The following is a 26,012-nucleotide window of genomic DNA, read 5'->3' as shown; positions in this document are numbered from 1 at the left end:
GTGTTTAAGCATTACCACACACTCAAGGTCGCATTGAGGTGTGAAGTTAATTTTTACTAATTTGAGAGTAAAACTATGAAATTTGAAGCAGTAGTACGTACTGAACTAGGTAAAGGTGCGAGCCGCCGCCTACGTCACGCTGGTAAATTCCCAGCTGTAATCTACGGTGGCGAAGCTGAAGCTGTAGCTATCGAACTTGTTCACGCTGACGTGATCAACCAAATGGACAAGCCTGAATTCTACGAAGCAATCACTCTACTGATTGACGGCGCAGAAGTTAAGGTTAAGCCACAAGACGTTCAACGTCACGCGTTCAAGCCAAAAGTTGAGCACATGGACTTCATCCGCATCTAATTCCCTACCAAGGAATAAGATTGGATTAATCCAGCCTTCTGCATAGAAAAGATAATCGATCTTACCAGTCGAGAAATCTAGAAATTCGAAACCCCGATGCTACCAACACCGGGGTTTCACCGTTTCTGGGGTTTGAAAAACCGATTAATATTTATATTTTTCATAACCTTAGGCGATAATTGGGTAAATTGTGAAAACATGAAAGATCACGATAGTGACATTATCGTGACACTATACAGTGCTCACATGCTCAATTAATCACTCTCATACGCCCCCACGACACCTCTCCCCGGTCTTGGTCTTTAAGTCACAACCGATTTGTCACTTTGGCCCAGTTCGCGTTTTTTCGATTGTTAGAAAAACAATTAAACACTCAAATTAGCGTCCTTATTTGCCAAATCAGTTGTTATTACGGATTACATTGATTTCAGGTGAACGACCACCTGACTTAAGACCAACACAATGAAGTGGAGAGCAATCATGAGCACGCGAACACTAACACCTAAAAAGTATCTTGAAGAAAAGTACCCAGGTTCAGGTATCACGACAGCTACCGTACATAACTGGTGCCGGAAAGGCTACTTGCCCTATGTCCTGACACCAAGCGGTAACCTACTCGTCTTAGTAGATGACAACAGTGCCCTTCAGTTTAGTAACTGAAAATGAACGTCGGTAATTAGATCACTACTCCATGATTAGGGTGGTGATCTATCATTAGGAGATCTAACTATGGGTAGAAACCGCTCTGTCAAAAATATCGACTTACCACCTTATCTTTATCGATATCAACATAAAGATGGCAAGGTACGTTACCGCCTGAAGCTTGAGTCCGGGAGTTATTTCAATTTCCCTAAAGGCACAAAAAAGCTCCACGCTATCAATGAAGCGGTTAACTATAATATCCAATACCGCTCAATGGCACAGCGCATTAAGCAAGCTCACCAGTCTACAGAACAAACTGAAAGTAAGTTCAATATTCCTTTAGGTAAAGCGCTACAAAAAATCTACCCCATGATTGAAAGAGAAGAGCTCTCACTAGGTTCACTGAAGAAGTATCAATCGATAATGCAGAAACTCTGTGATGATTTGGGAACAATACTCACGCATGACTTGAACTTAGAAATGTTGAATGCATTCTTAAAAACACATTATGGTGAGTCTTCATCTCAGAACTACAACAATAACCTCAGCCATATCAAGAAAGCATTCAGTTACCTAGCAGATCAATCATTTATAACAGATAACTTCATGCGCAATAAAAAGCGTTTAAAAGTCATGAAGTCAGAACGTGTTAAAAAGCGTCAAAGACTGACGTTAGAAGAGTTTGAGTTAATTTATAGCAACGCACCAACCTTTCTAAAAGTCGCTATGGCGTTGACGTTAGAGACGACACACTCTGTCAATGAAATATGTCGTATCAAATACAACATAAGAGAACCAAAAGATAACCGCTGTGGGATTGTATGGAATCAAGATAAGAAACCAAATATGCTCCATGGTGAAAAAGTTTATGGATACCTTTATATACATAGACAGAAAGTCCAAAACTCAGCAGCATCTAGAGTCAAGATCCCTGTCACCCAATCCATCTACGACATTGTACAGCTAAGCTATTCAGATCGGGTGTCCTGCCCTTATATCGTCCATAAGAAACCTATACAACAGCAACGAGGCATAGCTCAAGATTGTGACCATATCTATCAAGTGCAAAGCCATTACCTAAGTAAGCAGTTTAGTAAAATCCGCGACAAAGTTGGAGTTAAGTCTGACTTACCGAGCAACCAAAGGCCTACGTATCACGAGATTCGCTCCTTAGCTGCTCGGTTGATTGAACAAAAAGGCTTAAGTGCCACCAGCAGGATGGCTCATAACGACGCCAAAACCACTGAGATTTATACGAAACCTGACGAAACAGTATGGAATGAGTGTGAGCCCATTTCTATCAGGAGTTATTCGAACAATTGATAAATTCGTGCATAGGTGCATTAGTAAATCAGAGGTACAACCGAAAACCAAATGCTTATTGACAGCAGAACAACGTATTTATTTCAATCTAAACCTTTGTTCTTATTATATATTTACGTTCAAGCTTCTTAAATAATGATATCAACTGATCACACACATAAGTCTCTAATAAGTCGCCTTCTTCAGAGCTTAAATCAAGAGTCCATTCGATCAAGTTATCTTTAATACTATGTTTGATTAGACAATTCCTAGCACCAAACCCTCCGTCCATATCGCCAAATGGAATACGAAAGATTTCAGATAGTTGTTTAACTTTAGTGTCAAAATCGACGCCTCCATTCTGCTCAGGATACGAAAACTTGACGCACTCGCCTGTCACAATACAAATGTATTCATTTGCGTTAATGATAGGCGTAATAAGCTCTCTAAGACTGGCTACATTATTAGAAACTGATACAAGGCGACTCTCTAATTTTTCCAACATACTATTGGCTCCAAATAAAAAAGGAGACAACAGTACGGATCAGACCCAATAACATCAATAGATTCAAATAAAAAGAATGCTAGGCAGTTTAATTAACGCTAGCTGCTTTTGTCGCAGCTGTGAGCTTAGTAACTTTATCACTCGTCATATCTAAACTCATTTGATATTTTTCCGTTGAAGCTACGCGAAGTTGGCGCTCTATAGACATCAGATCATCAATAGCTTTGCGTAGTTTAGCCGTTGCCCTACGAATCTGACACATTGCTTGCTTCACTGAAGCCTCTGAAACTAAATTACTGCGTTTCATATCGTGATGTTGTGCATTGAGAATCATCTCAAAGCCTCGGATATAACCGTTAGCAACAGACAGTTCATCGATCGCTAAGTCACCAAAGTAACTATCAACATTTTCTGATTGCTCAATCTCAGAATAAGCATCTCTAAGCTTTTTAGTTTGAGCATCTAGCTGACCAATAATAGCTATTGCTAAGTCATAGCTCTCATCTGATAGATAAAACTCGCCGTCTTTACATTCAAAACATTCCAAACGAAATGCCATAGCTTGAGCAATAATGCTACGTATAGAATCACTGGCACTACCACCGAAAGCAGCTAGAATATTTTTACTCATAACTTGTCTCTTATTAATTGCTAAATAAAATCATTATAGGGAGTATGTTAGTACTGATAAATTGGTCAAAGTTATCCCGTGATACACACCATAACACAAGTTATTGTTTTTAAATGGTTCGTAAGATGACACTCCTTGATCGCTCAATTGCCTACAGTGATATAAGGAATGAAAACAAAAGCTATCACGAGTCGCTCTTAACACAAATTAATTGGATATGATGGGTATTATAAGGTTCCATACCTCGACTAAGCTCCACTTTTAACTTATCGAGATAATATCTTCGTTGTCTTGTTCAGTTTTAGTTGTTTAATGGTCAAGAGAAACAGTCATACTCATTTCGCTCTCACCCTCACAAAACCAAAGCTAAGCTAAGCTAAGCTAAGCCATTGTTTTTAAACGGCTCGCAAGATAGCACTCCTTGATCGCTCAATTGCCTACAGTGATATAAGGAATGAAAACAAAAGCTATCACGAGTCGCTCTTAACACAAATTAATTGGATATGGTGGCTATTATAAGGTTCCATACCTCGACTAAGCTCCACTTTTAACTTATCGAGATAATATCTTCGTTGCATTGTTCAGTTTTAGTTGTTTAATGGTCAAGAGAAACTGTCATACTAATTTTGCTCTCACCCTCACGAAAACTACACCTAAACTATTGTTTTAAATGGATTCTCAAGATAGCAATCTTTGATCGCTCAATTGTCTACAGTGATATAAGAAATTATGCCAAAACCTGTCACGAGTCGGTTCTAGCGCCAAAAATCTTAATATGGTGGTCAATGTGGGGTTACGTACCTCGACTAAGCTCCACTTTTAGCCTATCGAGATAATGTTTTCGTTGCCTTGTTCAGTTTTAGTTATTCAATGGTCAAAAGAAACAGCCATACTTCATTTCCCTCTTATTCTCACGAAAATCACATCTAAGCCATTGTTTTTAATAAGTCGAAAGATGGAATTACTTGATCGCTCAATTGCCTACAGTGATATAAAAAATTATGCCAAAACCTGTCACGAGTCGGTTCTAGCGCCAAAAATCTGAATATGGTGGTCAATGTGGGGTCACGTACCTCGACTAAGCTCCACTTTTAGCCTAGCGAGATAATGTTTTCGTTGCCTTGCTCAGTTTTAGTTATTCAATGGTCAAGAGAAACCGTCATACTTCATTTCCCTCTTATTCTCACGAAAATCACATCTAAGCCACTGTTTTTAAATGGGTCGAAAGATGAAATTACTTGATCGCTCAATTGCCTACAGTGATATAAGAAATTATGCCAAAACCTGTCACGAGTCGGTTCTAGCGCCAAAAATCTGAATATGGTGGTCAATGTGGGGTTACGTACCTCGACTAAGCTCCACTTTTAGCCTAACGAGATAATGTTTTCGTTGCCTTGTTCAGTTTTAGTTATTCAATGGTCAAGAGAAACAGTCATACTTCATTTCCCTCTTACCCTCACGAAAATCACATCTAAGCCACTGTTTTTAAATGGGTCGAAAGATGAAATTACTTGATCGCTCAATTGCCTACAGTGATATAAGAAATTATGCCAAAACCTGTCACGAGTAGTTTCTAGCACCAAAAATCTGAATATGGTGGTCAATCTGAGGTTACGTCCCTCGACTAAGCTCCACTTTTAACTTATCGAGATAATGTTTTCGTTGTCTTGTTCAGTTTTAGTTGTTCAATGGTCAAGAGAAACAGTCATACTATATTCCCCTTTCACCTTCACGAGAATCACACCGAAGCTGTTTTTTAATTAAATTATCAATAACGAAAAGCTGCTTAAAACGGAGCATTGACTATACGGGGCAAGCATGATGACCGAAAATCAGATATTTCGCCAATTGGTCTGTGGTTTGTCGGTTGAAGAAGCCGCGAGACTTTGCTTCAAAACTGCGAACACGATCAAACGTAGGGATAAAGGCTCAGAAATCCCAGATGTCTGCAAACGTTTAGAGCTAGGTCATTGTAGTAAATAGAGGGGCCTCCAAATGATTGAGTGGATACTTAGAACCTCCTACTGGCTAGTTTGTCCCCCACAGCAGGTATTGGCTTGCTAGAAATAAATTCAGAACTTGAAATTAAGACTTCAACTAAATTGATTAAATTAGCAAGTTCTATAAGTAGAATTAGGCAAATTGAAAGTGGATAAGTTACGCATAAAGTTATAAATCATTATGCAGATAATTTTTAACAAAGGCTCTCAATTGAGAGCCTTTATATGAGCTATTAGCTAGTTAAATATACATCCAAAACATCCTGGTTATACTCATTCATAGAGATAACACCACTAGAACTAACTTTACATCTAGACTTGGATGATTGGCTTTCTATATGCATTACCATATATTTTATATCGTGATTTTTTTCTTCAACAAAAGACATTGCCTCTTTATAAATATCCTTTTCAGAAGAAAAAACAAACCTCCCCAAACCTTTATTAAGTATATTAATGTTACATAATTCAATTTCATTAATTTTAACTTTAAAACCGCTTCCCACCAATTTTTGGTAAAAACTAGCTGGACTTTTAGAGACTTGTTTTATGCTGGTAAATATAGGCAATGATTTTTTAAGGTCTTGGTTAAAAACTTTTGATTCTCTAGGTGGTTCTATCACTACTATATAAGGTTTGCCTTCTAACTTAACAACCTTAAAGTTAGTTTTAATATAATCGTGATAGGTAACCGATTCTTCATTCCCTTCGATGTCTCTAATTACTTTAGTTACAACCTTCTTGTACAAATGCGACGCTTCCAAAAAATCATTACGCTTTTTGTGTATCAAGAACCCTGAACCATCATCAAAAGGTAGATGGACTATCGAATCATATATATCAATTACACTTAGGCTCTTAGAAACTTCAATGATTCGATAACTTTTCATTCTACTTACCTTCGCCATTTAAAATAATTGAATATTGCTCAAGCGCAGAATTCTCTAACAGAGTATTCAATTGCTTTCTTTCTATACTAGTGATTTCTCTATGTCTTTGAGCATGTAACCCTTTAGCTCGACTAGACTTAGCAACGTCATATATATACTTTACTAAGTACTTGAAGTCTTTGCACTTATCTCGTTCTCCGAATTGAGCTTCGAAGATAACTTTTTTACCATCGAAGATGTCTTCTATCGACGACCAAACAATTTTGTATATGTAGTAACCATCTTCATGTAACTGTTCAAAGGAAGGTGTGTTTGTAACGCTCACTCCTTTTAATGCCGCATTCCGTATAGCTGCAATGTGACCTTCTTGAGCTTCCTCTTTTTTGTCTGAATCACCATCGTTATTATTGAAGTTCTTTGTCACGTCGACAGATAAAATGTCATCAAAAGTGTAACCCGGTATGTTATTTGCCAAATTTATAAAAAACTCAGACCTTAGGTTAGGGCTAGTAATGTATTGAAGGGAAACTTCTATTGGCTCAATATCAACTTTACCGGTTTCAGACTGTATTCGCTGAATAAGGTTATCTTTAATATGTTTCACAGGAACTAAAGAACCATAGCTAAACCCTAAAGAACCATTGTTGTTAGTAATCTCTATTTCAGATTTTACCGGTTTCTTCTGTCGAAGCTCAGATACTGTAAGATCTTCAGATATGTAGTTAATCTCTAATTTAACCGTGTTATCTTTTTTAATCACTCTACAGTCGATATCGTTGGAAGATAGTTCTTTTTTTACTTTATTGGCAATTGTTTTCAACTTTTCAGTATCAATATCGATATCGAGCTTCGATACTTCTGTACGAACCTTGTTATTAGGAACTTCCAATAGAGTAGTTAACCATAGAAAATCACTGTATCCAAAGTTAAACGTAATTATATATTTTATAAGATCTTCTTTTTTAGCTTCACTTGAAACTAAAATTCCTTTTCTTCTTAAATAATGTACCATTTGGATTGTAGAAACTTTTTCCAAGCCATCGGATATTGCCTTATCTGACACGTGATATAGGCTAGGGCCAGTTTTAATCTTCTTCATTTTGTGCACCTAGTACCGATTCATTGAATGAACTTGAGAACTTAGTAATAACGTCAAAACTAACCTTTTTATTTAAATCGTCAGTTTTCTTACCCCAAATTGCAGAATACTTTATAATCGCAGACTCGAATATGTTAGCTATGTCATCATTTGAGTTAGAGTCTTTCGTGTATCGAATTCTTATAGGCTTGTTCTTTTCAAACATCTGATAATGTGAAAAAGAATCCAGTAGATAAATAAAGTCATCAACTTTAGGATCCTCTTTCGAATAATACACTACGTAGCCGGACGCAATCTCATCATCCTCGTCATAATCATGCTTAATGATTAATGTATCTGACAATAAAGCCTCTAAAGTGGCGGGTTCAGAGTCTCCAAGTCTATTTTTGGTGAGCACTAGATCTGGGTACAAAAAACTATATTTTTTTGGTTTAGGAAGCTTATTGCGTGCGATTAAACGCGATATATCAGTTGTTACATCAACAAACTTCCTGATTTTTTGAGGGGATAGCACATAGATTTTGTTATGCTCGTCGAGCTGCAAATCCTCGTGCTTAATCGCTCTCATAATACTGTCGAACTCACTGTCATAATCGCCACAATGGTTATAGATGAATAGCATTCCAACTACGTCATACTGGTCCGTGGTATGTATGTACTTTTGCTCAAATGAACCACTGTTGTTCGCACATTGCGTAGCTTTTGATAGGCTAATAATCGATTTACTTATTGAATCTTTGGTAATACTACTCTTGGCGTAACTCTTGAGATCTGTATTGACGTATATGTCTTCACCAAGATATGGGTGCTGATAATAAAACACTACATCACTAGGATGAGTCTTACCTTTTGTTTTGTGTATCTCTGGGCTCGCACATTCCCAGTTGCGATCTCTAGCTTTTCTTCGTTGCCACTTAAAAAAGTAAAAGATCTCATCACTTATGTGCTCAGCCATTTTGGCTATGTTTGCTGTTTCACTCATACATGTATACTTATTCTCTAATATTTCACTGACGTTGTTCAGCTAAATAAAACCAAACAAAGATACCCAAAAGTATACCGTTTAAGTATGCAACAGTAACCATTCATCCTCACAATAACTTGAAATATAGTTAGTTTTCTCAATATGTGAGAAATACAAAACTTCCACCCTGCCCCGTATTACATCTCGGGGATTAACAGCCAACAGCATGAGAAGAATTTATAACTTTTAATAGGGCAAAGCCCATGAACAGGATGTGAATGAGTAAAGGTCTAGCAAATAATGGGGCACCTTCGATCTAGAAAGTGCCACGGGTAAAAATTCAACCCGAGAAGATTTTGGACATTTCTGATTCAGTAACTTGGCTAATTTAGTTAAAAGCGAATAACTAGAGGTATGACTGACCTCTAGTCGAACGACCACTTCTGACATTACTCATCGCATAAATCTTTTAAGCCAGCACAAAGTTCCCCAATCACTTGTTTAATTTCACTTAGATCATTTTCTGTCTTAGGCACTTTTTTAAGGTATCCGCTATCAAAACCATGCTTGCTAACAAACCCTGTTAGTTCTTCATCCTCATAGTCCGCACTTATTCCCTCTAACCAAATGTGAAAATTTTCGTTGTAAAATCCAACACTAAGCTTAATTGTTTTACCCTGGTATTTGGCTCCAGAAATATCACAACAAGACCAAGCTTCACTTGATTTTACAGGAGTCGTGTATGCCCTTGAGAAAGGTGCTATATGTTCATCCGTCAGCTCCAACTCTAAAGCTTTAGTGTATAGGTCAAAATGGTAGTGATTCCTTTGCGACTGGCATAACAGTATTTTTTCTTCTTTGGTAATGGATATAAAACCTTGCTCACACACTTCAAATAAATCTGGATGTTTAATAAGTAATCTTATCCACGCCTCTGTATTTGGTGCTTTGATGGCCGTGCTACAAATCATCATCAGAGAAGTAATTATGTCATCAGAATCAAAGAGTGGGTCATCGACTACCGCTTTGACAAGAGCTTGTCGGGACTCCATATTTGCCCCCCCCCCACCAGGGTGGATTCTTAAGAGTCGTTTCCAACTATGGTCTCGTCTAATATTATTTTTGGTTAAGCGTGTACTTAGCAAGCTACGTCTATTGCCTGTCCAATTAGTAAAGTAATTACCCTTACTTAATACTGCTCGCTCCCATAGGTATTCGATATTTGATGAACTGCTAGATATTTTACTGAAGACGCTTTGGATAGCTTCAGAATATAGCTTGAATCTAGCTAAGTACTCGCTATCTTCATCAGCAGTCCAATTGCAGTGTTTATGTTCTCTATAATGAGAAAGAATTTGAGAAAAGTTTAAAAGACAACCGACCTGACCTTTCAAGAAAGAATGATTCTCTGCATTCACGATAGCTTCACGCCAATCAGCTGATTTAATTAATAAATGAGCTTTTATCTTTTCTTCAAGTACCTGAGCACCTGCAAAACCTGCTACTTCTGTATCGTCAACTAGACTTTCCAGGATGGGCTTACCTGAGTGACACAGCTTATCAATCGCATATAGTGTTTTACTAAATTCATCAGAGGTATTGATAATGGTGTTTTCGGTTAAGTTGAAAATAACCCTTAGCCATTCATTTAGTTCGCTGTAAGACGTTGATTTAGCAATGTAGCTATAAAAAGCATAGAACCTAAGTTTATCATCGTAGCTAGCATCATTTTTCAATACGTTTTTGAATGTTTTTTGTTCGTCATAGTAGTAGTCAGTTTCTAAATAACTGTGAACTTTGTTATTTACGATTCCATCCTTGTAGATGACATCAAAGAAACTAATCAGACGCACGAAAAACGGTTTGTTCAAGCAACCTAACGCTTCATATTGAGAAAGCGAAAGCGATTCTAATCGACTATTTTTGCCAAACAGTTCTCCACTATGAACATTGAGATCCAGCGGTGAACCTTGATGTTCAATGAGGTATTGATAGGCAATAATTAGTCGAATGAAATTCATTAACTCATCATCAAAAGTGTCATCATCAGAACAAACATGTCTAAAAGGCCAAAACAGATCGGCCCAATCGGTATCTACCTTATGGATAAAGTACTCATAACCGCTGGCATTATCTTTAAAAGGTAGCGAGTATCCAGGCCACGGTCCTTCAAAAGATTTTACTTTTTGCTCCAACTTGGCTTTAAAGTTTTCAAATATTGTTAATGGCTTACCACGAGCATTCATTTTTATATAAAGCTCATCAGACAAACCAAATGAATGAAGATCTAAAAACTGAAAAGTAATGTAAGGTTCACTTGTATTGATTATCCGCTCGTACAAGTTGGTATCGCTTTGAGAAAACAATGTTTGAATCGCATCGAGCATATTTAAGCAAGCTTGAACAGTTGGGTCTTGTTGCCACGACAAATAAAACCACTGACTATTCTTAATTTGCTTGCTTATCCCTGCTTCAGATAGTTCAATATCTTTGGAGATCAATGCATCAAAAAACTCTGTTGTGCTTGGACGAGTCTTATAGGTAAAGCGAGACCGTTTTTCATCAGTGACAAACCGAACTCTAAATTCTTCAATATACCCGTGTTGAACTGCTAAGTACCAATGCAGCAAAAACAAAGTCGTTAAGCGCTGCTGTCCATCAAGAACCGAGAAAACCTTGCTTTGCCCTTCTTCAAAATTTCCATACACAAAGTCTAAATCTAGTGGTTGGCGTGATTCATCATTGTTATTTAGAGCTTGGAATAATGAATTTAGAAACAGTGTTCTTACTTCAAGCTCTTCTCTACGGCCTTGTGCATAATCACGCTGCAATATTGGAATTTCGATCACTTCAACAAAATTAAACAAACCATAAAACGTTAAGCTTTTTCCCTTATTCATACCCTAAATCCTTATGATGAACACCTACACCCTGAAAGAAACCGAGTAACATTTCTAAGATAGCCCTTTGATGATCTTCGCTATCCTTCGCTTCCCAATACAGCATCTTATCAACCTGTTTGCTGTAATACTTAAGAAACGCATTTTTGGTGCATAGCGGAACAAAGGTTGCTTTCTTATCTAATGCTATGATCCTCGCCCGTTTAATTGGGAATACCGCATTTTGATAGCTACGATTAGTTCTGCTGTCTAGCAAAGTTAGATTGCCAATTGAGTTATCAACATCTTCATCGCCAGTAGAGTCATAATGAGCCCGAACTCTGTCGTACAAAGATTCAAACTGGTCATTATTTAAGTTTGCGGCTTGTAGTAACTCTATTGCTTCAAGTTTGATAGAAAGTTCTTCATTGTTTACATCAGCGCCAGACTCCTCAGCTTTTGGGCCTTCATCGCTAGAGATATAAGCAACAACATTTTCAAGCCATACCTTTTGTTTGCCTTTACTACTTGGCATATCGGATGCCACCGAGCGTATATGTTCAATATCCCAACTATCTAATTTAAATTTATCAAATTGAAAGCGTGCATTGGTAGCTGGGTTTGCAAGTAAGCTTGCAACATTAAATAGCAATAGTATTGGTCTTAGTCTGTGTGCTCCAGATTCATAAGTGAATGCGTTTAGCCTCTCATCTAGCCATTCTCGAGATAATTTGTCTAACTCTCTACCATTAAAGGTTTTACTGAAGACTAGCTTTAACAATGATTGTCGGAAATCATACTTCGTGAGAGCCTCTTGGTGTAAATCGAAAATACTAGCGACAGAGACTTTTTGCGAGACTAAATAGCCAATCAGGTGAAATAGCCCACGGTCGTTGTACCATTCTTCTAGAGTCATAAAACACTGTTTTATCTTTAGCCACTCACGAGCAACATCGACAGGCCTATCATTATCACCATTGAGACCTAGCAATCGGTTGAACGTCAGAAATATTTTCAATTTGTCGGTGTCTAGAATGCCTTTATCATCAAGGTTTCTGGATGCCAAATCCAAAACAAACTCTATTCGATTTGTGGTAATGGATTTGTTACTAATGAAGTACCAGAAAGCATCATCTTGTAAGCGCTTCTCAATAGCATCCCACTCCTGTGAAATCTTTAACTGTTGTAGGTCTTGAATCGGTTTTTTGCTTTTGTAATCATCAACATCTTGAGCAAAATTACTCGATTTTAAAAATAATGCTTTTACTAGCTCGGCATTGACTAGAGGTATCTTGCCCATGTTGAGTCGAGTAAATACCTCTGTAACATTTTCTGTTTCACTTATCTGATACCAAATAACTTTAACATCATTAAGAAATACAGATTCAATATCATTTACACGGTTAATTTTGTCTTTAAACCAATTTCTAATTTCATTATAACTTTCAAAAATATAGTGAAAGTCTATATTTTTATCTTTTTGGCTTTCATCAAGTGTAGCGATGTATTCTTTGCTTTCAGGTCGTGTCTCATATTCAATTGAATAAAGTTGCTTTCGGAAATCTTCCGAAAATCGTGAGTTAAAATAACCCAAAATAATAAGAATAGTAGTTAACCTTTGCTGACCATCTACCAACTCCCATTGCTCACCTCGTGCTTTTACCACAACGGGTTGTAAACAATAAAAATCTTGTTCTGTCTTGTTTTTGCTCAGACAAAACTCATAAACGTCATTGAGTAGCTCGGTGACTTGCCTTTTAGACCAACGATAGCCACGTTGATAGGCCGGTATAAAAAACGACAGGTCAAGCAGATCGTTAATCGGCTTTAATTCTAATTCATTACATTCAGGCATTCGTATTCCTTCTTGTTCTTTGGTCAGTAGCAACTGCGTGCGGCCTGTCAGGATGGTAAGGTCTGAAACTGATATACACTTTATTGTTATGAGAAAAACTAAGCCATTTAGATCTTGAACAAGTGTGAGCTGGCGCAATCGCAACTCATTTTGGCGCAGATCTAAGCTAGCTGGAAAAGTGCCACGAGTAAAACTTCAGGTCGATGAGGTCTCTGGGCAAAAATGAACTAGAGAAAAGACTTTCGAACTAACTCACAAATTAGGAAAAGTATGTTGAATCTGACTCTTTCGGATCTGAATATCCATTTCGAATTTTATGTGTACTAGCTCAAACCTAATCAACCAGCATCCCATCGATTATCTGAAGATCTATAGCTTTAGTAACATTTGTGACTAATTCAATTAGCTCGACAACATCTTGTTGGGATACGCTAATGATATTACCGTCAATCTTCTTCCCATTCCGGTGAACAATGTCATGCCTTATGAATATCAAAGGACGTAGTCTAGATAGGTGATCTTCTGGAAACTCGCAAAGCAACACTCTTTTATAGAGATCTTTCACGATATCTATGTTATGAAAGGAGATTCTATCTATCTCTTCATTAAGAGTTCTATCTAAGTTGTCTAAGAATCCGAAGACTTCACTTTTGTTCATTTTCTTATTAAATGAAGTATGAGACTCTACGAACCTTCGCTTTATCGCATCGCGATTTAGCACATGACGTTTCATGGTATCGGATAGGTATGCTTCCATCGTTGTAATAACACTAGCAAATACCATCCTCTGCAGAACCGCATTCTCAGAAGTTGAGCTCAAAGTATTCAACTCATCCAATGAAGCAGTCAATAGCCCGTAGAAATACGTTTCACCAACTTGTACTTGGGCAATGTCATCAAAATCATCTACCCAACCACCCGAGACAAGGTCTGTTAAGTCAAGGGTGCACACTACATCATCTGATGAGATTTCGAGTAAAACTAGCGCATAAGTTTCGACTCTCTTACAAGGAAACATAGCCCCAGCAAAGCCCTGATTACCATCGTACACCCCGTAAAAATCTGAAAGCATAAAAGATAATAGTGGCTCACCTTCAATCTGAATTATGGAGTCAAAGTTACCATCTTCGAAACTGTTTTGAGAAAGTTCTAACGCTCTAGGCAGTACTCTTAGCCAATCGTCGAAGCTATGCGCCTCGACTACCTTTAAGTTTTCAGTAATTTCATGGCTTAAAGCACTATCTTCACCGTGACCATATCCAAGTGACTCTTTCATCTCTGAAATCCAAGAAGCCTTCACTTCTTCGAAATCATGGCGTGCTGAATTAAGGTCATACCCTGCTAACTGCAATCTTCTAGTCAGGGCCTTAGCGTCAATCTTATAACCAATGAAAGTATTAGATTCATCATCACTAGAGACCTCCCTGACTCGATCTTGCTTGGTAAAGTACCACTGATCGTAGTAATTTTTCCAAGACCAGAGCTCATGATCACCGATATTCACATCAGCATAGCTTCCCACTGCAATCTCCCTATCACATCACAACATCTACACTAGCAAATTCGGCATCAAAATCATCAGACTTAACAACTGGGAAATGATGCTCTCGTTCAAGCACTTCTATAGGTGATCGCTGTGTAAGAACCAAGTAGTTTTTGATTACCTTGTATGAGTCTTCCGTGATGTACGGAAATTTGTTTACGTTGTATTCAAAACAATCCGCACCTTCATTTAACTGTGGTGGATTGCATGCATATCTCTGAAAGTTTGATTTCAACTCATCAAGATTACTGTAGAGCTGGAACCAAGCAATAGTCTTGGTTCCTCCTTGTCTTGACGGAAAACTAAACAAGTTCACTTTGTCAGATGCAAAGTATGCTCTCAGTATTTTCTCATCAATAACAGGAACACCATCGAACTCATAACCAACAAAAACCCTCCCGCTATTCAAAATGCACTGAGCAAATTTGTAATCTACGTTAGGGTCGTAATTCCAGCCCAAACGTTCGAAAATTGCTTGCAAATTGGCTTTCAAAAACGCTGTTTTCCTTGTGACCTGCTGACCTGCATGTTCAAGGATACTAGCAGCACGAGCTTTAGATATTTCAGAGTCAGTAATAACAATAGACTTTGCCTCACCAATAATGACTAGGTCATCAATACGGGCTAACAAGTCAAATTCTTCCTCGCCTGAATCGAGTCTAATTCTTTTACCAACTCCCTTATCGTAGTCGGTGATTAGAGTGTTCTTCTCGAGGGAATCATTCAGCTCTTCTAGAACGGTATCTTCATATGTGTACCCCTTTTCCCCAAAGTCTATACCCAAATCATCAACCCATCTTTCAAAAACTCTAAACATAGAAGGAGAGCACAGTGCACTAACAACAATCGCATATTCGTTCTTGCTGGTCTTAATTAGAGGCTGGCACCACAAATCACTAGTAGGCGATGCTTTGATAGTCATAAACTCAAGAATCTTATCTATTTTTGCCGGAGCCAAACCTGTCGCCTCGCACAAAGCTCTTTTCAAAGAGAAGATTGGAACTGTCGGGCAAAACTCTTTGAGTTTGTTAATAGTGAATGCGCTATCGTCTTCAGGAAATTTATGCTTCAAAGTATTCGCCATCAACATCATACAACGGAATACGTTCAAGCTTTCATAAAGAGAGAAACCTTTATCGTAGTCGTCAGTGAACCACTTCTCAGGGTAATGGGATTGGAGGTCTAACTCTCTAACTCTCCATTCAGCATTGAATGTAATTAGCTTATCCCCTGCATCTTTGACGTTTGCGACGTAAGCCACTCGCCTTTTGTTCTCACGCTTCATCATGACGAATTTATCACCAAGAAACTTAGAGCGAATCGTTGGCGTTGAAGCGATCATGGTATTCTGTCCTGAAAGACGATCTTTTCTAATCGAGCTACGTAGAAATGAAACCTCAAATTCTGATTTGGGTTGCTGAATAGAGAAGACTTTGTGCTCGTCGTCTAACTCAATCAAGTCATAATCAGACCATAGAACACATTGCCACAAATGTAGGTATCCCCAATAGAGTTGTGAGAGCCCAGACTCCTGCATTACAAACGACATTTCATCTATTGGATTTTTAGAAACTGTTAGCTTTTCACCTTTCTCTACTTTCCCAAGGCAAACTCGAACTGCCAACTGAAAGCCATCAACAGCCCCATGAGCCAATTCTCCAAGACTTTTCTTATCCCCCATCATATTGGCTTCAATCATTGCTGCATGAACATGAGCTCCTTTAGCATTAGCATCTTGAACGTTAGCTTCCACTTCTTTTATGATATTTTTAACCGCAACAGCTAGTGTTCGGTTAGAGGAAGCCACATAAGACAACATCAGCTTTTCATAAGTTGTTTTAGGGGCCTTAGAATAGAGTTCAGCCAGCTTACCACGAACCTCACCTAGCAAGCTGTCAATGATGATTCCCGCTTTGTAAACCTTCAGGTCTCTTTCTGAAGCATCTGTCTCAAACTTCTCCCACTCTCTGTTCCACTTTTCGGCAGTAAAACGGTTACTATTTGGAGCCTTGATTTTCCCTTTACGTACGCTTTCTGCAAACGTCTCTTCAAGCACCTTCGCCATATTATATAACCCTTTGAAATTTAAATATTATACATGATATTAGTACGATGCTAAGTCGTAAAGCCAGAGAAAAACTAGAAGCATCAAGCGCTCAAATTTACATACGCTCAAGGATTATAAAATGTACTGCTGTTTCAGGTGCAGGATGTGCAATAAAGTTATTATCCTAAATTATTTTCGAACACTTTGGAGCAGCTAAGAGCCAACTGTCTCTCGTCAATCTAACCCAACTTTATTGTAAACTTTAAGTAAAAAAGCCAGCATAGCTAATTCTGGCTCAGTATTAGAGAGCAAGCTACTTTGATAAGTGGCCTTTTCTTATTTTGAGGATTTACTAGGCTTTAACCTTGGAGTATTTCCTGGAGTTTTTTTATTGTCACGTCGACGTTGATCTGGTTTTCCTGTCGATTTAGCGATTGGTTTTGGACCTGGTTTCAAACCCATTACTATATCCTTAATTATACAGAGGTTATTCCTCGTTCACGATCTATGGGCAACATTAGGACCTTTCAAGGTGTGAACAAAAAACAAACAACAATAATGTAAATTTCAATCGATGAAACGCGTTTTTGGGCACTTTCGAGTTAATAAATGCCATGGATAAAGATTCAAACTAAGAAGCTTTGGAACAAAATACTTTAACCGTTCTCCTCCTCTGACTTGGTACTGTCAAAAGTAATCAACCTGTTTTGTATTGAACTGTTTAATTGTATCCCAACAGTTAAACAGCCAAATTGGGTTCCCTAATTGAGAAGTGGCTACGAAGAAACAGATACCTTGTATGTAAACCACGAGGTAGGATCAGCATTCTTAATGCTGCGATTATCTCTCACATGTTAGAGCGCATGTACGAAATGCTCTCATCAATTTGATGCCCCAACAGAGTATGTATTACTCACAAACTCAAATGAAAGTTCGCTTTCAACCCTTGGAGTACGACTCCATTACTCAAGATTTATTATCTGTATTGCGAAAAGGACCGCTAAAGTCTCCGTCTATTTTAGACGGCAGACAAAAATAGACGGAGACTGCATCCGATAACAGATCCATTGGTATCTCTAGCCTGACAAAGGTATTGAGAGGTATTCGAAATCATGAAAATGCATGAAATGCATCGAACCAATCCATCAGTTACTGCCGGAACTCGTGATCATTCCACTCACTTGTACGTGACAGCAGCCACCAAGCAGCCTGAATTGAACGGACAAAACCTCTAGCCGAACGCTAAGGCCAACCTCAAAGTAAACATAGATTGTTCTCTCCCACTAATCTGTGGCGTCTTCGCCCACTCTATGTAAATGCCTTTGAGCACTAACTTTTGCCAAGTCAGCTTCAACAGCGTAAGCGCTGGGATCGCTTCTTATCTTCCCAACCTCTGCTAATGACGTGCGACATTTTAAACGCGCATAAACACTTAACACTATTCGCTGCTTGCAGAGCCTATAACTGAAAGAAACTGAGAGGAAAGTATGAGTCTAACAAGGTTCCCCACATCTAGGATGGACAGAGAAAACCCTAATGCCAGAAACTGTGGCCTAAGATCTCGAGATATAAATCAAGCGGCTAAGAATGCGCTTTATGAAAAATTTAATGCCGGTCAAATCGGGTTCAAAACCGTAGCAGACCAAACAACTCGATTTACACAGTTCTCGACATTTATCAAAGACCATCATGGTGTCAAGGATATGCGAGCGATAACGAAAGAGCATGTATCGCAATACGCTCAAGAATTAGATTCGAAAATTGATAACGGCTCAATCAGTATCAAGACAGCTCATGAATACTTGTCTGCCGTCAACTCCGTTCTTAGTCAGGCTATTGGGGATTCATCTCTTAGGGTTACAGCATCGGAAGCTGGCCTTCCAAATCGTTCTGGCATAACTACGGAAAATCGAGCTATTTCCCAAGAACAACATAACAAAATTACATCACAGCTTTCTGACAGGCTCTCTGCTATCAGTGAAATGCAAAGGTCATTAGGCTTGAGATTCGAAGAGGCTTGTAAAGGTAACCCCGCAGCCATGCTAAAAGAAGCCGTTATAAAGCAGAGCATTTCTGTCACAGACGGAACGAAAGGCGGTCAAGCACGGACAGTACCAATCGTATCCCAAAATCAACTTGATGCACTTCAGAATGCCAGTGTCATTCAGGGACATCATCACTCCATGATCCCTGCAGATCAAAGCTATATACAGTTCCAATCTCAATCCTATCGAGAGTTTGGAAAACTTGATTATAAATCACATGGTGAGCGACACGCCTATGCGCAAAACAGTTACACCAACCACATGCAACAACAAACCGCAGTAGCAGGAATAAAATCAGTTGTGGAGTCGGGTTATAAGCATGGTTCTTCACACCACCAATACATCGCCAATAAAGTGGGATGCACAGTTGAGCAAGCTAAAGCTTTTGACAATGCGGCAAGACTTTCTGTTGCTGAAGAACTTGGCCATCATCGAACCGACATAACAAATGCATATCTGGGGTAAATCATGACTAGAATGGAATATGAGTTAAATCGAGCTATACATCTATACTTAAGGACAGGGGGCAAAAAGAACCGTAAGAATCAGGCAGAGAAAATGAGCAGCTTCTGTCGCCATGTTCAGAGGCACAACCCAGCCATCAAATCTATCGGCCAAATTGGACGTAAGCAAGTGGCTGAGTTTTGGAGGAGCAAGAGCGAGTTGGCTCCCTCAACTAAAACCGCCTATTACTACGCAATTTGTTATATTTGGAATCAGGTACTCGGCAGAAGATCGACACCACCACATTATAATATGGTCCATCAAAGGTAGTCACAACCAGAGAACTCTAAACAACACAGTAGGGAATTATTGTCTCGATTTTCCATTTTTTGCTGTTTACTCTTTTTGCAAAATACAGTGATAATAACTCAAACCGCGATAATTAAATCAATGAGTTAAGTTAATAAAATTTGCATTTTTTCTAAGGAGAATTATCAGAATTAGTTAGATAACATATTGGAATATATTCAGTTTTTATACTATCGTTCTTAACACTACCAACATCGGGGTTTCACCGTTTTTGAGCCCTCAAAAAACGTCCAAAACATCTTATCGAATCCAAACTAAAGATACCTACCCACGCGCTCTACTTCTTTCAAAGCAATACCATCGGCTGCTATACCAACAGGAGCTGAACCTAGTGAATACCACTTAACATCATCAGTCTCTTGAGCGGTGATATCTCCTTTCCAGTCACTCACGATAAAATAATGAATCAACTGAAGTTCCTTCGTAGGATGGTAAAGCGAACACAAGTATTGGTAATCAATCGGAACAACATTAAGCTCTTCATCAAGTTCACGAAACAGCGCCTGAACCTGGTTTTCACCGTGTTCAATATGGCCGCCAGGTATAGTGATTAAACCGGGATCGGTCTCCCTAGACTCACTACGCTTTTCTAGTAATACCTGCGATTCCTTCAGCATGATAAAAGAAACACACTCGTGGACATCCATCTAATTTTCCTAAAGCCGTTACAAAGGTAGTTAAGTTTGTTGTTCTAGCTTGTGTTAATGCTTAATTTACAACAAGCTTTTTACTCAGCCTTTCATACAATTCAAAAGCTTCTGTTTTAGATATCAAATTTCCGAGAGCGTATTGATGAGCTAGCTCAATATCGTCGCTTTGATTGGAGTAATAGCGCTTGGCGACTGCAGCGCACTGGCTCAGATTGGTGTACCAACTGCCGTCTTGCTCAGCCACAAAATAATACGCCGCTCGCACTAACTTTTTACCAATTACCTTAACGATATCCGCATCAGTCATTGTTTTGAAACTCGAGGGCATTTGCTTAAGAAAAGTCGATAAATCGCCATTAAGAGCTTGGGCTATTTCATTGCTGGGCTTATATCGTGGAAACTTTATAGATAGATCATTCCCCCAAATACAACAGCAACAATGCTTGAGCCAAAACTGCCAATGGAATTCTTCGTTGGGTTGCAGAACATCCCGCAGGAAGCCAGGATCGATATCAAGCTTGGTCACTTGCGGATAGGTTTGGGGTATGGTGTCGGAAAGTAGGTTAAATACTTCCTTTTCTCTCTGACCAACAGGCGTAGCGAGTACGATAGAAACATCCAAATCAGAGCGACCAACAATGGCCGTTCCTCTAGGCACGCTTCCATACAAGTAGATACCATCAACTTGACTTGGAAGTTCTCTTAGCAACGAATCAACGACTGCTGACACCACGTCTTGAAATTCAGGCGCAATGTTCTTTGGCGAATAAAGATTTTGAATGAACCCTTCTCTATCGAGCCCTCTATCTAGCTTCTGCATACCACTTTCCATCACTAAGCCTTTTTCCAATCAGAACGTAGAACCGCCAACACAACTGTATCCCACCATTGACCTTTGAAGAATCGATGATCTTTAAAACACGCTTCTTGTTTCATTCCTAGTGACTTACATAATTTAATCGCAGCCAAGTTCTTGCTGATGGTTTCAGCGTAGATACGGTGTATGCCTAACTCTGAGAAACCAAAATCAGCGAGGGCTTCAGAAGCTTCTATAGAAAGCCCTTTTCCCTGAATTTCCCTTGAGAAAGCACAGCCCATTGAAGCTTGTTTATCGCGTTCAAGACGTAAACAAACGGTTCCAATAAACTTCCCCGAATCTTTGCTTTCAACCGCTAGCTGATAGGACTGGCGTGGTACTTCCAAAGCCTGTGCAACAAACAACTGGGTTAGCTCTCGATATTTGTTAGGTTCACAATCACTTTCATCATAGAAACGCTGATACTTAGCGTCTTGAGACATCGCAACAAAGGCACACTCGTCTTCGAGACTCATATCTCGAAGAATCAACCTGTCAGTTTCCAGCTTAAACATCAAAATTCCTTTTTATCTTATAGCCTTGAAAGGAAAAGTCTCGGAGGTGTTTACTCGTATACTTTCCCGTTATGCTTCAACCAACCATGAGTGTGATGATTACGAGGGTCTTTGTGCGTCCAGTGCATTACGCCACCTTTCTTGTTCCATTCATATTCACCATAAAATTCAACTCGATCGCCCTTTGCCAGTCCCTGAACACGAGGCGCTAAGTCAATATTATGTGCGACTAACAAGGTTTGTCCGCTATCGAGTCGCAAAATGAATTTCTGATGTCGAGAACCTTTATTATCATCAGGAAGTACTCGATACACCGTACCCGATCCGCGCACCTGAACGTCGCTTTGGTGATTTTCGTAAGCTTGCTTAAGTCGCGTATCATTCGCTTGAACATGACTGATGCCGAAGCTAAGCAGCACTATAAGTAGAGCGAAAAATTGTTTCATTCCTTTCATTTCCCATATCTGTGTGTTGATTTGGGATACTGGCTGGGCATCCCCTCTTTTAACGATGCTTGTACTGAGTCGGACAATAACCTCTCGAAACGTCCGAACTGCGCAGTTTTACATGCTTGGTCGAGCGCCCAGAAACACGTGAGCGCCACAGCTTAAAACTGCCAAGCTTGAGATGGCTACGCATAAAACGAATCACTTGCGATTCATTTAAACCAAATTGGTGCTCTATTGCCTCAAATGGCGTTCGGTCTTCCCACGCCATTTCGATAATTCTTGATTCATTCTCTTTAGACAGCATCATGCATACTCTTCCTTTATAAACTGGAAGAAATACGCCCGTCTTAGATTTAAAGATCACAAGTGACCACTTTGAACTACACGACTTATAAAGTTCAATAAAACAACAAGCTAACTCAAATTATGGCTATTTGCTTTCCAGCCACTCAGAACGCAATAGACCATACTTAATCGAGTCATAATACTCGCCTTGGTAATAACGCACTTTTCTTAGCCTAGCTTCTTGCTGGAAGCCTAATTTGAGGGCTAGTAACATCATCCGCGGATTACCCGACCAAGTGGTTAAACCGACACGCTCTATCTGCTTGTTTTCGAATAGGTAAGATACCCAAAGAGGAAGAGCTAACGCAGCAATACCCTTCCCCCAATAGTCGGAGTTATAAATGACTACTCCGACTTCAAGCCAACGTGTCTCTTCACACTCCCAATAACAACTGACGGTTCCTACAGGCACATCGTCTACAACCACCAACTGTAAGTCGGATCCATTGAGTAACCGTTGAAACGAACGGCTTTCAAACTCTTCTAGTGATGGCGGTGAGTATGGAAAATAAGGGCCGTTAAACTTCGTCCACTCATCGTTTGAGATAACCAAGGAATAAATGGCTGCCAATTCGCTTGGCATGGCGGGCCTAATACTTACCTGCATTTTCTCTCCTTGGTTTGGTGCTTAGGTATGGTTCTTGGTCTAAGTTCTAGAGGGATTAGTCGCGACCACAGCAGTCATTAATCTCATAATAACCATTAATAATAAAGTAACTAAATCGGATGACTACCAATCTAGCAGCTAGGCAATCATGGGGTTAAATAAGCTTGTGCGAACTCTCTAAGCACTCTCGCATTATTGTGGTATTTGCTATCCCCGCACTTTGTGCCATCTACTCTGATGTCCGGGCTGGAATATGCAGGTATAACATCTCGCTCATAAGACATCACTGTGCCTCTGTCAGCACAAATTGTACCGAAGGAATATTGAGGAGCTCTTGGATACGTTCCAGAAATGTAACTTTCTATACTATCAAAATCTTTCAATAACGTTTTATAGTCATGATTAGCACCACTTAAATGGCCAATTTCATGCTCCATTAAGTAATCAGGGCAGTTTATCGCTAAAGAAAAAAAGTAGGATACCGAAGAAGACATACCACAATAATCAGACTCAAAGCTAAAATTATAATTAGAAAATACTATCCCAGTAAAAATGGGGACGCCGTCTTCTGTTGTTTCTGGAATCGGTTCTTCCATCGAGAGTTTTAATAACCTCTCTGCTGCGCCCAAATCTTGAAACCAAAGGCTGTCGATTTCAGACGTATAAGTCACCTTAGTGACTTTTCTCGTCATAGGGACGCAGGAGTTTTTTAACACCAGATTCGAATAGCTTTCCCATGTCGCTATTTTAGAGGCTATAAATGCTTTGGAATATTCATCTAACACCGATTCATCAACATAAAGGTGGATTTCTGTATTCAAAACCTCGCTCTGTACACAAGTAGGAAACTCGATGCTTTGAGCATTGGAGAGTCGACTATTGCTCAACACTATAATCAAAACACAACCAACTAACTGGATGAGCCTTTTAAAAGAACTCTCACTGACTCGTGTATTCATTTCCACCCTCTCCCTATATTCAAAACCACAAAGAGCATCAAAAACGCCGTGACTTAAGATTCATATCAACCCCCATTACACATATAAGCATTGGCCTCTCAAAGTAACCTGCACTACCTGTGTTTTTCAGAAAATAAAAAGCTCGCCATACAATGACGAGCCTTGTTGATTATGGGAGCTTAACGCTTATAAGACCTTAACCTTAACAGATCTAGCCACTAAGACAGCTGATCGCGTAAAGCCAATTCAACGTTTTTCAATACTTTGAACTCTTCTCGAGTACAACCGCGCGCCACGGAAACCCAATGGTCGCCAGTTTCATCGGCCCCTTTAAACTCTGCACGCAACTCATATCTTCGCCATGTAACAAACGCCAAGATAAAGGTCAGTGCAAGCATCGGTAAACCGAACTGAGGAACAAATGCCCAAGTCGCAGCCGAGAGAACTAAAGCCAACGAAACAATATTGATTGCGTTTTCTTTAAGACCCAATTGACGAATTTCTAACTGTTTGATTTTACGTAAGCTATACACATCTTTCTTAACTCGGAGTTCGTTAGAGCTCACCAGAAAATCTGATGCTTTGTATGACCTACGAAGTCGCACTAAATTCGCTAACCTGTTGCGTGTTTGATTCTTTTTCATCGCCTTTCTCCATGTTATTAAAGGTTAGTAAAAACTAATGTAATCATGAAGTTAATGAACGAGTGCTTATTTTATAAATCAAACTAATATTAAAATCAAGCCTATGCAATTAATAACAATTATAACAACATCACTTAGCATACAAAATTTAGATAAAAGAAGGTTTATTGAGGAGTCGACTCATCGTAAATCGATGTACTTTAGTTAAGTTAGATATAGGCCGATAGTGATTCCGATAATCGACCGAACATACTAAACGGCGGGCATGGTTCACCCTGCTTTGTAACTACTTATTTCAAAGAGATTTTTGCAATGAATCTCACGCTCTAGGAATGCTGAACCACGGTCACATAACGCTCCACTTGTCATAGGTCGCATAACTCCCTTGCCCACTATCCATCCGGCTTTTAAATACCTGAATCACTCAATTGAACATATCAATATAGCTTATCCATTAAGCAATTGATCTCATAATGTAGAGTCTGTACGCTTACACTATGCACACGGTTACCTAATGAAGATCACGATGAACGAACTACTGACATGCGGTATGGAACAGAAACAACGAACAACGGTGACGAGTTTATTCGCAAGAAATGGATTTAAGATCGCAACGACTGACTTTGATGATGTGACTTTCGAACGTGAAAATGTGTTGGTCAACGTTCGATTTGATTCCTCTTCTAACGTTGAATCGATTTCAACTCTAAACAACTAACGAGCTCACAAGCAGGTCGCTAAAATAATTGAATGGCCAACATTCGAGTCATTTTAGCGTATCTTGCAACCTGCCCTTTTCTACTTCATCCCCACCCTCTTCTCTTCCAAAAGCCACCGAGTGACAATTAAATCAATAACTCGCAATTCCATGATCTTGGCTTATATTTATTAATACCCTTTGAAAAAAAATTCGAAATGATGCCTATGTTCCTAACTCGGTTAATTTATGTCAGTACGCTCTGTGAAAGTTGCGATTCTCAGGCTTTGAACGACATTCTTCAGATTTCACACGACCGCAATAAGCAAAGCCATTTAACAGGCCTTCTAAGCCACAATGATAAGTATTTCCTGCAATGTATTGAAGGTTCGAGAACCACAGTGAACCATACTTACAATCATATCTTGAATGACACGCGACACAAAAACGTCATGATTTTATATTTCAAAGAAATCGATTGTAGGCAGTTTGGTGATTGGTCTATGGGTGACATTCCACAATCTAGCCTAACTGAACTGGTTAATTTACAGTTTTCAACATCAGACCAGTTCAACCCGTATGAGATGTCAGGAGAAAGTGCCTACCGAATGCTTCTGGAATTGAAACAAAATTTGCCATCAGAATAGCTCTTCGACCCAACTTAATCCGTAGAGCAAGCAACAAAAAGCCCCAACGTATGGGTAATGCCGTTCACTTAAGA

General features: G+C 39.1%; 24 protein-coding genes. 7 read left to right on the top strand and 17 right to left on the bottom strand.

Translation table 11 applies throughout. From position 1 onward, the window contains the following. Nucleotides 1-75 precede the first annotated feature (75 nt). From rplY to AB4307_RS14190, 3 genes are all read left to right on the top strand, one after another. A complete protein-coding gene (gene rplY, locus AB4307_RS14200; RefSeq protein ID WP_017060373.1) occupies nucleotides 76-354 on the top strand; it encodes a 50S ribosomal protein L25 in 279 nt (92 codons plus the stop codon). Nucleotides 355-834: 480 nt separating this feature from the next. Then, nucleotides 835-1,014 (top strand): hypothetical protein, encoded by a 180-nt coding sequence (locus tag AB4307_RS14195; protein ID WP_333913260.1) that lies wholly within the window; start codon nucleotides 835-837, stop codon nucleotides 1,012-1,014. Between the two features lie 69 nt (nucleotides 1,015-1,083). After that, nucleotides 1,084-2,319: a phage integrase Arm DNA-binding domain-containing protein gene (locus tag AB4307_RS14190; RefSeq protein WP_372132148.1), complete on the top strand. Its 1,236-nt coding sequence runs from the start codon at nucleotides 1,084-1,086 to the stop codon at nucleotides 2,317-2,319. 88 nt (nucleotides 2,320-2,407) lie between these two features. On the opposite strand, the gene AB4307_RS14185 is transcribed toward AB4307_RS14190, so the two are convergent. The 9 genes from AB4307_RS14185 to AB4307_RS14145 all read right to left on the bottom strand — a co-directional run bounded on the left by AB4307_RS14185 (nucleotide 2,408) and on the right by AB4307_RS14145 (nucleotide 16,729). After that, nucleotides 2,408-2,803 (bottom strand): hypothetical protein, encoded by a 396-nt coding sequence (locus tag AB4307_RS14185; RefSeq protein WP_372132146.1) that lies wholly within the window; start codon nucleotides 2,801-2,803, stop codon nucleotides 2,408-2,410. Between the two features lie 88 nt (nucleotides 2,804-2,891). After that, on the bottom strand, nucleotides 2,892-3,434 hold the full coding sequence (locus AB4307_RS14180; protein WP_372132143.1) for a hypothetical protein: 543 nt from the start codon (nucleotides 3,432-3,434) through the stop codon (nucleotides 2,892-2,894). A gap of 2,233 nt (nucleotides 3,435-5,667) precedes the next feature. Further along, entirely contained in the window at nucleotides 5,668-6,324 is a 657-nt protein-coding gene (locus AB4307_RS14175; RefSeq protein WP_372132140.1) for a hypothetical protein, read from the bottom strand. Between the two features lies 1 nt (nucleotide 6,325). Further along, complete coding sequence (locus AB4307_RS14170; protein ID WP_136989433.1) at nucleotides 6,326-7,423, bottom strand: hypothetical protein; 1,098 nt, start codon at nucleotides 7,421-7,423, stop codon at nucleotides 6,326-6,328. Next, on the bottom strand, nucleotides 7,410-8,405 hold the full coding sequence (locus tag AB4307_RS14165) for a PD-(D/E)XK nuclease domain-containing protein (RefSeq protein WP_372132137.1): 996 nt from the start codon (nucleotides 8,403-8,405) through the stop codon (nucleotides 7,410-7,412). The genes AB4307_RS14170 and AB4307_RS14165 overlap by 14 nt, the downstream gene beginning before the upstream one ends. 431 nt (nucleotides 8,406-8,836) lie before the next feature. Further along, on the bottom strand, nucleotides 8,837-11,287 hold the full coding sequence (locus tag AB4307_RS14160; protein WP_372132135.1) for a DUF262 domain-containing protein: 2,451 nt from the start codon (nucleotides 11,285-11,287) through the stop codon (nucleotides 8,837-8,839). Beyond that, complete coding sequence (locus tag AB4307_RS14155; protein ID WP_372132132.1) at nucleotides 11,280-13,259, bottom strand: DUF262 domain-containing protein; 1,980 nt, start codon at nucleotides 13,257-13,259, stop codon at nucleotides 11,280-11,282. The genes AB4307_RS14160 and AB4307_RS14155 overlap by 8 nt, the downstream gene beginning before the upstream one ends. Before the next feature lie 196 nt (nucleotides 13,260-13,455). Then, on the bottom strand, nucleotides 13,456-14,643 hold the full coding sequence (locus AB4307_RS14150; RefSeq protein ID WP_372132130.1) for a HEPN/Toprim-associated domain-containing protein: 1,188 nt from the start codon (nucleotides 14,641-14,643) through the stop codon (nucleotides 13,456-13,458). Between the two features lie 13 nt (nucleotides 14,644-14,656). Beyond that, on the bottom strand, nucleotides 14,657-16,729 hold the full coding sequence (locus tag AB4307_RS14145) for a hypothetical protein (RefSeq protein WP_372132127.1): 2,073 nt from the start codon (nucleotides 16,727-16,729) through the stop codon (nucleotides 14,657-14,659). A 1,094-nt stretch (nucleotides 16,730-17,823) separates the two neighbouring features. On the opposite strand from AB4307_RS14145, the gene AB4307_RS14140 reads away from it, so the two are divergent. After that, a complete protein-coding gene (locus AB4307_RS14140) occupies nucleotides 17,824-17,946 on the top strand; it encodes a hypothetical protein (RefSeq protein WP_372132124.1) in 123 nt (40 codons plus the stop codon). A gap of 282 nt (nucleotides 17,947-18,228) precedes the next feature. After that, nucleotides 18,229-19,221 (top strand): integrase domain-containing protein, encoded by a 993-nt coding sequence (locus tag AB4307_RS14135; protein WP_372132122.1) that lies wholly within the window; start codon nucleotides 18,229-18,231, stop codon nucleotides 19,219-19,221. A 602-nt stretch (nucleotides 19,222-19,823) separates the two neighbouring features. Here the strand turns inward: AB4307_RS14135 and AB4307_RS14130 are convergent. From AB4307_RS14130 to AB4307_RS14095, 8 genes are all read right to left on the bottom strand, one after another. After that, a complete protein-coding gene (locus tag AB4307_RS14130; RefSeq protein WP_017060354.1) occupies nucleotides 19,824-20,216 on the bottom strand; it encodes an NUDIX hydrolase in 393 nt (130 codons plus the stop codon). A 61-nt stretch (nucleotides 20,217-20,277) separates the two neighbouring features. Next, nucleotides 20,278-21,039 carry a nucleotidyltransferase domain-containing protein gene (locus AB4307_RS14125; protein ID WP_372058830.1) on the bottom strand — a complete coding sequence of 254 codons (762 nt, stop codon included), beginning with the start codon at nucleotides 21,037-21,039 and terminating at the stop codon, nucleotides 20,278-20,280. Nucleotides 21,040-21,053: 14 nt separating this feature from the next. Next, entirely contained in the window at nucleotides 21,054-21,590 is a 537-nt protein-coding gene (locus tag AB4307_RS14120; protein WP_102320615.1) for a GNAT family N-acetyltransferase, read from the bottom strand. Nucleotides 21,591-21,640: 50 nt separating this feature from the next. After that, complete coding sequence (locus tag AB4307_RS14115) at nucleotides 21,641-22,036, bottom strand: DUF3465 domain-containing protein (RefSeq protein WP_102320616.1); 396 nt, start codon at nucleotides 22,034-22,036, stop codon at nucleotides 21,641-21,643. 58 nt (nucleotides 22,037-22,094) lie between these two features. After that, entirely contained in the window at nucleotides 22,095-22,346 is a 252-nt protein-coding gene (locus AB4307_RS14110; RefSeq protein ID WP_017067224.1) for a TIGR03643 family protein, read from the bottom strand. A 123-nt stretch (nucleotides 22,347-22,469) separates the two neighbouring features. Next, the gene (locus AB4307_RS14105; RefSeq protein WP_372132120.1) at nucleotides 22,470-22,991 is read right to left on the bottom strand and encodes a GNAT family N-acetyltransferase; all 522 of its coding nucleotides are present in this window, start codon (nucleotides 22,989-22,991) and stop codon (nucleotides 22,470-22,472) included. 146 nt (nucleotides 22,992-23,137) lie between these two features. Beyond that, nucleotides 23,138-23,950 carry a zinc metalloprotease gene (locus AB4307_RS14100; protein WP_017065382.1) on the bottom strand — a complete coding sequence of 271 codons (813 nt, stop codon included), beginning with the start codon at nucleotides 23,948-23,950 and terminating at the stop codon, nucleotides 23,138-23,140. Between the two features lie 218 nt (nucleotides 23,951-24,168). Further along, complete coding sequence (locus AB4307_RS14095) at nucleotides 24,169-24,594, bottom strand: hypothetical protein (RefSeq protein ID WP_280604051.1); 426 nt, start codon at nucleotides 24,592-24,594, stop codon at nucleotides 24,169-24,171. A gap of 526 nt (nucleotides 24,595-25,120) precedes the next feature. Here AB4307_RS14095 and AB4307_RS14090 point away from each other — a divergent pair. Both AB4307_RS14090 and AB4307_RS14085 read left to right on the top strand, forming a co-directional pair. Beyond that, entirely contained in the window at nucleotides 25,121-25,312 is a 192-nt protein-coding gene (locus tag AB4307_RS14090; RefSeq protein WP_017065380.1) for a hypothetical protein, read from the top strand. A gap of 206 nt (nucleotides 25,313-25,518) precedes the next feature. Beyond that, the gene (locus AB4307_RS14085; RefSeq protein WP_372128963.1) at nucleotides 25,519-25,938 is read left to right on the top strand and encodes a BLUF domain-containing protein; all 420 of its coding nucleotides are present in this window, start codon (nucleotides 25,519-25,521) and stop codon (nucleotides 25,936-25,938) included. Nucleotides 25,939-26,012: the final 74 nt, after the last annotated feature.

The sequence above is a fragment of the Vibrio sp. 10N.261.52.C2 genome, assembly GCF_041471425.1.
GTDB lineage: Bacteria > Pseudomonadota > Gammaproteobacteria > Enterobacterales > Vibrionaceae > Vibrio > Vibrio crassostreae_C.
The sequence above is the reverse complement of the archived record's forward strand: the minus strand, read 5'-3'. Positions and strand labels throughout refer to the sequence as shown.